This is a genomic window from Actinotalea sp. (assembly GCF_041597215.1).
Classification (GTDB): Bacteria; Actinomycetota; Actinomycetes; order Actinomycetales; family Cellulomonadaceae; genus Actinotalea.
This window is the reverse complement of the sequence record NZ_JBFHHB010000209.1, coordinates 1-5,757: the sequence shown is the minus strand read 5'-3', so window position 1 is coordinate 5,757 and position 5,757 is coordinate 1. Positions and strand designations below refer to the sequence as shown.

General features: G+C 69.3%; 4 protein-coding genes. 1 reads left to right on the top strand and 3 read right to left on the bottom strand.

Annotated features, from left to right (window positions below; translation table 11 throughout):
- Window positions 1–19: 19 nt before the first annotated feature.
- From rpoB to rplJ, 3 genes are all read right to left on the bottom strand, one after another.
- Window positions 20–3,526, bottom strand: a complete 3,507-nt coding sequence (rpoB, locus tag ABWK99_RS12880; RefSeq protein WP_372595105.1) for a DNA-directed RNA polymerase subunit beta — start codon at window positions 3,524–3,526, stop codon at window positions 20–22.
- Window positions 3,527–3,859: 333 nt separating this feature from the next.
- The gene (gene rplL, locus ABWK99_RS12875; RefSeq protein ID WP_372595104.1) at window positions 3,860–4,246 is read right to left on the bottom strand and encodes a 50S ribosomal protein L7/L12; all 387 of its coding nucleotides are present in this window, start codon (window positions 4,244–4,246) and stop codon (window positions 3,860–3,862) included.
- 63 nt (window positions 4,247–4,309) lie between these two features.
- Window positions 4,310–4,840, bottom strand: coding sequence for a 50S ribosomal protein L10 (rplJ, locus tag ABWK99_RS12870; RefSeq protein WP_372595103.1), 531 nt, complete (start codon window positions 4,838–4,840; stop codon window positions 4,310–4,312).
- A gap of 307 nt (window positions 4,841–5,147) precedes the next feature.
- On the opposite strand from rplJ, the gene ABWK99_RS12865 reads away from it, so the two are divergent.
- Window positions 5,148–5,757 (top strand): S8 family serine peptidase (locus ABWK99_RS12865; protein ID WP_372595102.1); only part of this gene is annotated, 610 nt, incomplete at its 3' end.

Below are 5,757 nucleotides of genomic sequence, written 5' to 3'. Positions count from 1 at the left end.
GCGCCCGGCCCCGACGGGCTCAGATCTCTTCGATGTTCGACGCGTTCGGGCGGCGGGACAGGTCGATGCCCAGCTCCTCCGCAGCGCGGTACACCTCGTCGTCGTTCTCCCGCATGTCGATCGAGACGCCGTCCGAGGACAGCACCTCCACGTTCAGGCAGAGCGACTGCATCTCCTTGAGGAGGACCTTGAAGGACTCCGGGATCCCCGAGTCGGGGATGTTCTCCCCCTTGACGATCGCCTCGTAGACCTTGACGCGTCCGGGGACGTCGTCCGACTTGATCGTGAGCAGCTCCTGGAGGGTGTACGCGGCGCCGTACGCCTCGAGCGCCCACACCTCCATCTCACCGAATCGCTGACCACCGAACTGGGCCTTACCGCCGAGCGGCTGCTGGGTGATCATCGAGTACGGGCCGGTCGACCGGGCGTGGATCTTGTCGTCGACCAGGTGGTGGAGCTTGAGGATGTACATGTACCCGACGGCGATCGGGTCCGGGAACGGCTCGCCGGAGCGACCGTCGAAGAGCTGCGCCTTGCCGCTCGGGTTGACCATCCGCTCGCCGTCCCGGTTCGGGTGCGTGACGTTGAGCAGCCCGGTCAGCACGTTCTCGGGCACACCGTCGAAGACCGGGGTCGCGACCGGGTTGCCCGGAGGGCTCTTCACGGCGGCCTGCGGGACGTCCGCCGGCCACGTCGCGTCGTCCCCGGCGAACGTGATGTCCCAGCCCTGCTTGGCGATCCACCCGAGGTGGACCTCGAGCACCTGGCCGACGTTCATTCGTCCCGGCACACCCAGCGGGTTCAGGACGACGTCGACGGGGGTGCCGTCGGGAAGGAAGGGCATGTCCTCGACCGGGAGGATCTTGGAGATGACGCCCTTGTTGCCGTGACGACCGGCGAGCTTGTCACCGCCGGTGATCTTGCGGCGCTGCGCGATGTAGACGCGGACCAGCTCGTTGACGCCGGCGGGGAGCTCGTCGCCGTCGTCGCGGCTGAACGTGCGCACCTCGATGACCGTCCCGGACTCGCCGTGGGGCACCTTGAGCGAGGTGTCGCGCACCTCGCGGGCCTTCTCGCCGAAGATCGCACGAAGCAGGCGCTCCTCCGGGGTCAGCTCGGTCTCACCCTTGGGGGTGACCTTGCCGACCAGGATGTCGCCCGCCGAGACCTCGGCACCGATGCGGATGATCCCGCGCTCGTCCAGGTCGGCCAGGACGTCCTCGGAGACGTTCGGGATGTCCCGCGTGATCTCCTCGGGCCCGAGCTTCGTGTCGCGGGCGTCGACCTCGTGCTCCTCGATGTGGATCGAGGACAGGACGTCGTCCTGCACGAGGCGCTGCGACAGGATGATCGCGTCCTCGTAGTTGAAGCCCTCCCAGGACATGAACGCCACGAGCAGGTTGCGCCCGAGCGCGAGCTCGCCCTCGTCGGTCGCGGGGCCGTCGGCGAGGACGGAACCGACCTCGACGCGGGCGCCCTCCTCGACCAGCACGCGCTGGTTGTACGAGGTGCCCTGGTTCGAGCGGCGGAACTTCGCGACGCGGTGCGTCGAGGTGGTCGCGTCGTCGTTCGCGATGACGATGAGGTCGGCCGAGACCTCGGTGACCACACCCGGCTTCGCGGCGAGGATGACGTCACCGGCGTCGACGGCCGCACGACGCTCCATGCCGGTCCCGACGAGCGGGGCCTCGGAGCGCACCAGCGGCACGGCCTGACGCTGCATGTTGGCGCCCATGAGGGCACGGTTCGCGTCGTCGTGCTCGAGGAAGGGGATCATCGCGGTCGCGACGGACACCATCTGGCGCGGCGAGACGTCCATGTAGTCGACCATCGTCGGCGGCACGAGCTCGACCTCGCCGCCCTTGACGCGGACGAGCACGCGGTCCTCGCTGAAGTAGCCGCTCTCCTCGAGAGGGGCGTTGGCCTGCGCGATGACGTAACGGTCCTCGTCGTCGGCCGTGAGGTAGTGGACCTCGTCGGTGACGAACCCCTCGGTGACCTTGCGGTACGGGGTCTCGACGAAGCCGAAGGCGTTGATCCGCCCGTAGGTCGCGAGCGAGCCGATGAGACCGATGTTCGGGCCCTCAGGGGTCTCGATCGGGCACATGCGGCCGTAGTGCGAGGGGTGGACGTCACGGACGTCCATGCCGGCGCGGTCACGGGACAGACCACCGGGGCCGAGCGCCGAGAGGCGGCGCTTGTGGGTCAGGCCCGCGAGCGGGTTGTTCTGGTCCATGAACTGCGAGAGCTGGGACGTCCCGAAGAACTCCTTGATCGACGCCACGACGGGGCGGATGTTGATCAGGGTCTGCGGGGTGATCGCCTCGACGTCCTGCGTCGTCATGCGCTCGCGGACGACGCGCTCCATCCGCGACAGGCCGGTACGGACCTGGTTCTGGATGAGCTCGCCCACCGCGCGGATGCGACGGTTGCCGAAGTGGTCGATGTCATCGGTCTCGACGCGCACCTCGACCGGCTCGCCGGCGCGGACGCCGTCGAGGGTCGTGACGTCGGCGTGCAGCGCGGCCATGTACTTGATCGTCGCGACGACGTCGCTGACGGACAGCACGGAGTCGGTCAGCGGTGCGTCGGTGCCGAGCTTCTTGTTCACCTTGTAGCGGCCGACCTTCGCGAGGTCGTAGCGCTTGGCGTTGAAGTAGAAGTTGTCGAGCAGCGCGCGGCCGGCCTCGACCGTGGGCGGCTCGCCCGGACGGATCTTGCGGTAGATGTCGAGCAGCGCCTCGTCCTGGGTGTTGACGTGGTCCTTCTCGAGCGTCTCCAGGACGGCCGGGAACTGCGCGAACTCCTCGCGGATCTCCGACTCCGTCAGGCCGAGGGCCTTGAGGAAGACGGTGACCGACTGCTTGCGCTTGCGGTCGACGCGCACGCCGACGGCGTCGCGCTTGTCGATCTCGAACTCGAGCCAGGCGCCACGGCTCGGGATGATCTTGGCGCTGAAGATGTCCTTGTCGGACGTCTTGTCGGCCGTGCGCTCGAAGTACACGCCGGGCGACCGGACCAGCTGGGAGACGACGACGCGCTCGGTGCCGTTGATGATGAACGTCCCGCGCTCGGTCATCAGCGGGAACTCGCCCATGAAGACCGTCTGGCTCTTGATCTCGCCCGTCGTGTAGTTGACGAACTCGGCCGTGACGAACAGCGGTGCGGCGAAGGTGAAGTCCTTCTCCTTGCACTCCTCGGCCGTGTACTTGGGCGGCTCGAAGCGGTGGTCGCGGAAGGACAGCGACATCGTCCCGCCGAAGTCCTCGATCGGGGAGATCTCCTCGAAGATCTCCTCCAGCCCGGAGGTCTCGGAGACGTCCGTGCGACCGGCCGCGAGTGCGACCTTCACGCGGTCCTGCCATGCGGAGTTGCCCAGGAGCCAGTCGAAGTTCTCGGTCTGCAGGCCGAGGAGGTCAGGGACCTCGAGAGGCTCGTGGATCTTGGCGAAAGAGATGCGACGCGATGCGGTGCGGTTCGCGATAGCGTCAGCGGTCGGAGCAGAAGGGGTGCGCGAGGCAGCCAAGAGGGGTCCTTCCCAGCGGTTCGAGTGCACAGCGCGGGTAGACGGCCCGCACCTGGCTCACCACGACAGATCGGCGTCCGGGCAGAACTCGGGGCCGAGGGGCGAGGTGAGGGATGCAGGCACAAGCCAGCGCAAAGCGCTAGCATACTCGCCCGCATCACGGGTGTCCAATGCCGCCGCGCACCCACCCCCGCGAGGGTGGTCGCCGGACCGGCAGGGGCGAAGAACTGCGGTGTCACGACCCCGTGAACCGGGGCGCGCGACCGGAGCCGAACAGGCCGCGAGGCCCGCACCCTCAGGGTGCAGGCCTCGCGGACCGCGTTCAGCGAGAGGTCACTTGACGGTGACGGTGGCGCCGGCGCCCTCGAGAGCAGCCTTGGCCTTCTCGGCTGCCTCCTTGGCGACGCCCTCCAGGACGGCCTTGGGGGCCTCGTCCACGAGGTCCTTGGCCTCCTTGAGGCCCAGGCTCGTGAGCGCGCGCACCTCCTTGATGACCTGGATCTTCTTGTCGCCTGCGGCCTCGAGGATGACGTCGAACTCCGACTTCTCCTCGACCTCCTCGGCGGCAGCGGCGCCGGCAACCGGAGCGGCAGCAGCCGCGACCGGAGCAGCAGCGGTGACCTCGAACGTCTCCTCGAACGCCTTCACGAACTCAGAGAGCTCGATGAGGGTGAGCTCCTTGAAAGCCTCGATGAGCTCGGCGGTGGTGAGCTTCGCCATGGTGGCGGGTCCTTCCTGGTCGATCCTGCTCACAGGAGCAGGTGGGTGTGGTGGTGGACGGCCTCAGGCCGCCTGCTCCTGAGATGCCTGCTTGTCGCGCAGAGCGTCGATGGTGCGCACGGCCTGGGCCGTCGGCGCGGTGAAGAGGTAGGCCGCCTGGTAGAGCTTGGCCTTGAACGCGCCGGCCGCCTTGGCCAGCAGGACCTCACGGGACTCGAGGTCCGCGAGCTTGGTGACGTCGGCTGCGCTGAGCAGACGACCGTCGAGCACCCCGCCCTTGACGACGAGCTGGGGGTTGGCCTTGGCGAAGTCACGCAGTCCCTTCGCCACCGCGACGGGGTCACCCGTGACGAAGGCGAGCGCGGACGGTCCGGCGAGGGTCTCGTCGAGCCCCTCGATCCCGGCCTCACGGGCCGCGATGGACGAGAGCGTGTTCTTCACCACGGCGTAAGTGGCATCGCCGCGCAGCGTGGTCCGCAGCGTCTTCAGCTGCTTGACGCTGAGCCCGCGGTACTCGGTCAGCACGACCGCGTTCGACTCACGGAACAGATCCGTGAGCTCCGCGACCGCGGCTGCCTTGTCCGGCCTCGCCATGGCACTCCTTCCGGTGGTGATGCCGCAGGTCGTTCCTCGCCCCGGAACGAGAAAGAGCCCCGCGCAGGCGCGGGGCTCAGGAACGCACGGACGGACCGTGTGCTGCGGAGTCACTCACCTGCGCCGGCCCCCGCTCGTGCGGGACTTCGGTCAGCCACCCGGAAGGGCGGCGGACGACCTGCGGTCTTGGGCGGGTCAAGAGTACGTGCGGGAGGGCCACGGACCAAATCGGCCCTGCGATGTCACGAACCGGGGCCGCCGCGCTCCGAGGGGATGAGAGCGGCACGAGTGCACCCGGGGGACGAACGTGACGACAGCACCGACGAGCGTACGGAGCCTGCACGAGGGAGTCGTGGACTGCGGGAGGTGGCTGGCCGAGCACGCGTCCCCGTCGTGCCCCGGCCTCGAGACGATCCGGCACCGGCCCCGTGCGCCGCACGGAGCCGGGGTCCGCATCGCCCTTCTCGACGCACCCGTCGACCTGCGGCATCCCGATCTCGCCGGGGCGCAGGCGCTCTGCTGGGCGGGGATCCCCGGGCTCGGGCTGCGCGAGCCGACGGCCCACGGCACCGCGTGCGCCTCCCTCCTGGTCGGTCAGGGGGTGCGACAGGTCACCGGGGTCGCCCCGCGCGCCTCCTGGCTCGTCGCCCCGGTGCTGCGCGCCGACGGGACGGTCAGCGACGAGCTCGTCGCGAGGGGCGTGTCATGGGCGACCGCCCACGACGCGGACATCCTCGTCCTGCCGTTCGGGCGACGCCGGCTCGGGCGACGGATCGCCACGCGCATCCGTGCGGCGTCGGCCGCCGGGGTGCTGGTGGTCGCCGCGGCCGGCAGCCTCGGGCCGGAGCTCATGACCTTTCCCGGCTCGGTCAGCGGAGTGGTCGCGGTCACCGGGCACGACGGAACGGGACGCTGCG

What these genes read in the sequence shown, in the direction of transcription:
- rplL (WP_372595104.1), bottom strand. Translation starts at nt 4,246, where the DNA reads ATGGCGAAGCTCACCACCGCCGAGCTCATCGAGGCTTTCAAGGAGCTC.
- rplJ (WP_372595103.1), bottom strand. Translation starts at nt 4,840, where the DNA reads ATGGCGAGGCCGGACAAGGCAGCCGCGGTCGCGGAGCTCACGGATCTG.